The 2,907-nt window shown below is 34.6% G+C and carries 6 protein-coding genes; all 6 read left to right on the forward strand.

The window, feature by feature from the left end; all coding sequences use genetic code 11:
• The coding region (locus ACIQ2X_RS15340; protein ID WP_396179841.1) for an RHS repeat-associated core domain-containing protein at positions 1 to 889 on the forward strand (889 nt) is incomplete at its 5' end.
• A 3-nt stretch (positions 890 to 892) separates the two neighbouring features.
• Complete coding sequence (locus tag ACIQ2X_RS15345) at positions 893 to 1,276, forward strand: hypothetical protein (protein WP_396179842.1); 384 nt, start codon at positions 893 to 895, stop codon at positions 1,274 to 1,276.
• Positions 1,277 to 1,279: 3 nt separating this feature from the next.
• Positions 1,280 to 1,624: a hypothetical protein gene (locus tag ACIQ2X_RS15350; protein WP_396179843.1), complete on the forward strand. Its 345-nt coding sequence runs from the start codon at positions 1,280 to 1,282 to the stop codon at positions 1,622 to 1,624.
• 80 nt (positions 1,625 to 1,704) lie between these two features.
• Positions 1,705 to 1,911 (forward strand): hypothetical protein, encoded by a 207-nt coding sequence (locus tag ACIQ2X_RS15355; protein WP_396179844.1) that lies wholly within the window; start codon positions 1,705 to 1,707, stop codon positions 1,909 to 1,911.
• Between the two features lie 86 nt (positions 1,912 to 1,997).
• Positions 1,998 to 2,282: a type II toxin-antitoxin system Phd/YefM family antitoxin gene (locus tag ACIQ2X_RS15360; RefSeq protein WP_396179845.1), complete on the forward strand. Its 285-nt coding sequence runs from the start codon at positions 1,998 to 2,000 to the stop codon at positions 2,280 to 2,282.
• 3 nt (positions 2,283 to 2,285) lie between these two features.
• Positions 2,286 to 2,561: a Txe/YoeB family addiction module toxin gene (locus tag ACIQ2X_RS15365; RefSeq protein ID WP_396179846.1), complete on the forward strand. Its 276-nt coding sequence runs from the start codon at positions 2,286 to 2,288 to the stop codon at positions 2,559 to 2,561.
• The last annotated feature ends 346 nt before the right edge of the window (positions 2,562 to 2,907 follow it).

Consider the following 2,907-nt stretch of genomic DNA (forward strand, 5'->3'; position numbering starts at 1 on the left):
GCTAGGCCTAAACCTCTACGACATGGATTTCAGGGACTACGATCCAGCCATAGCCCGCTGGACCGGCATTGACCCCGTAACCCACCACAATATGTCGCCGTATATGGCGTTTGATGGTAATCCGGTTTATTGGGCAGATCCTAGTGGGGCGGATAGTACAGATGGTAATACCTTAGATATATTTGGGAGAGAAAGGTTTGATACAAATGGTATGTTTATCCCATTTGGCGAACGAGGAGTAGGTAGTTTTGATGAATATTTGAGTCAAGATGGAGGAGGAGATTCTTATTCTAAAACAGATCCAAAAGATATAGCTGCAGCCTTGTCCCTTATGGTAACGGCAAAATTATATTTTGATGATAAAGATGTAAGCAAACTTTCTGAGGCAGAGAAGCAAGAGATATTTAAATCCAACGCTCTCGAGACTATTGGTATTTTACTTTGGGAGTTTGCTACAGGAACAGGTATGGAAAATAGAAGTTTTACTTACGGAGAACATCCCTTTGCAAATGAATACCTAATTGGAAGATTGAATGAAATAGTATATAAATTTAATGATAAGTTAAATGCGGAAGGATATAAAGTGAGACCTAGCTCTACCGCCTATTATGATATTTCACTCCCTTTCAGTCCTTCTTCAAAACCACAAAGTTGGGGTGAATCTATAGCAAAGCATTTAACTTCAAATAAAGTACAATTTTTTATTGGAGGCGCTATTGTTAAAGTTAGATTACAAAATGGCATTTTAGAAGGGCAGGTAAAAAATGCAACAAGTAGAAATTCATTGTTTTTACACTTAACAGAAAATTATCATAGAAAAAATGGGACACAACCACTCTCCACGATATATCAATTCATAAATTTTGCTTTTAAACTAAATGACAACTAACTTATGAAAAACAATTTAAACTTACTTTTTGTTTGGCTTTTTATCAGTTCATGTAGTGGTATCTCTTGCAATTTTTTAGCAGGTCGTTATTATAATAAATCAGATAGAAACGCAACTAACTATTTGGTTATAAAAGATAACGGAACTTATTTTCATTATTACAAGAAAGATTCTGTAGAACTTTATCACAAGGGGGTTTGGCAAAAAGCTAAAAATGAAAACTGTGTTTTTGAATTTAAAAATTGGAAAAGTTATAATGAAAGAGGTCAGGATTATGATGATTATGGCATCTATTTATTATTTGTAAATGGCAATTATTTAGATAATGGTCCAGATGGTAATTCAGCATCTAGTTTTGAAAATACCGATAGTCCGAGCTTAAAGTAATACATGAATTACTTCTCAGTGGTTAATTTTCGAGATTTTGGTTTGAATAAAAATATTACTTATATTTACAATGCTCTTGGCGTAAAACTCATAAAAAGAGTTTCGACTCCCGAGAAGCAGACTGAAACAGTGTACAGTAACGGTTTCCAATACCAAGACACCAAATTGCAGCATTTTCCTACAGCCGAAGGTTATGTGAGTGTGGTGGAAGGAAAAATTAATTATGTGTATAATTACACCGACCATTTGGGTAATATTCGCTTAAGTTATGGACTTGACCCTGAAGTGCAAGGACAATTGAAGATTTTAGCTGAAACCGACGTAGGAGGTTCGCCGAACACCACTTAAAATAAAAGTTAAGTGAGGCAAAGCCACTACTACCCCAACCAATAGCAGCTGTCAACAGCTTCAAGGCAATTATTGATTCGATGAAGGACTTGTTCGCTGATAAAAAGTTGTGTCCTCAAACTATTCGGATGAGTGTTATTTGCAATTGGCTCAATGAGAAAAAATATCCGCTGGTACACGTTCAGGAATTGGCGGGGCATCCGTGGCCGTGTACGACTGAAAAATACATAAAAGCCAATAGTGAACAGCATACGGAACCGATCAACCGATTTTTTCCTGGTCTTTAAGAAAAATAAAAATCAAATTATTACATTAACCTGTAACTTATTTGTACATTTAAACGTACAATAAACAAACAATAAATATTACAACTATGAAAGCGGTAACTATATCAACACTAAGAAAAAATATGAAAGGCTATTTTGATGCGGTTTCGGAATCATCCGAAATCATTGTTGTGCCAAGAAATGAAGAAGAGGATGCCGTTGTTATTATCTCCCTCAAGGAGTACAATTCAATGACTGAAACACAACATCTATTGTCAACCAAAAGCAACAGAAGAAGACTTGCAGAATCAATTGGACAAGCAGAAAGAGGAGAATTGAAAAGTTTTAACTTGGATGAAGGTTCTGCTCAAGAAATTAAGCTCTCGTTGTAATTTATGGATATTGTATTTACTCCAAACGGATGGGAAGATTTTGAATATTGGTTAGAGAACGACCCCGATACTGCAGTAAGAATTAAAGAACTTCTTAAATCCGTAACACAAAATCCATTTCAAGGAATCGGAAAACCTGAACCTCTAAAATACGATTTAAAAGGTTATTGGTCAAGACGGATTACAAGTGAGCATAGGATTGTTTACAAAGTAACGGGCACTAAGGGAGACGACCAAAGGTGTATCATCATTCAATGTAGATTTCACTATGATGATTAATGCAACCAGCCATAAAAAAGAATCCGGTAATGCATCAAAGTTAGTAATCGCATAAATTTTAAATATAATTATCTGAAAATCAGTAAGAGTAAAATTATTTTTCAAAAAAGGCAAGTGTATACTTGTCTTTTTTTTTTAAAATTGTTTCTTAAATCGAAGATGATGATGAATAACCCGACCTTATGTATCAGAATTAGTGATGCTGCTAATTGTCCAAAATGCAAGCTGAAAAAAGTAGTAAAAAATGCACTATTATCCGAAAGTCTAAAATAAAAAAAGCCTGAGATTCCCTTATTTTTGTTTTGCGAAAAATAAAATAATTTTATGGGACTCTTCAGGCGAAACA

This window comes from Flavobacterium sp., from assembly GCF_044368625.1.
Taxonomy (GTDB): Bacteria; Bacteroidota; Bacteroidia; order Flavobacteriales; family Flavobacteriaceae; genus Flavobacterium.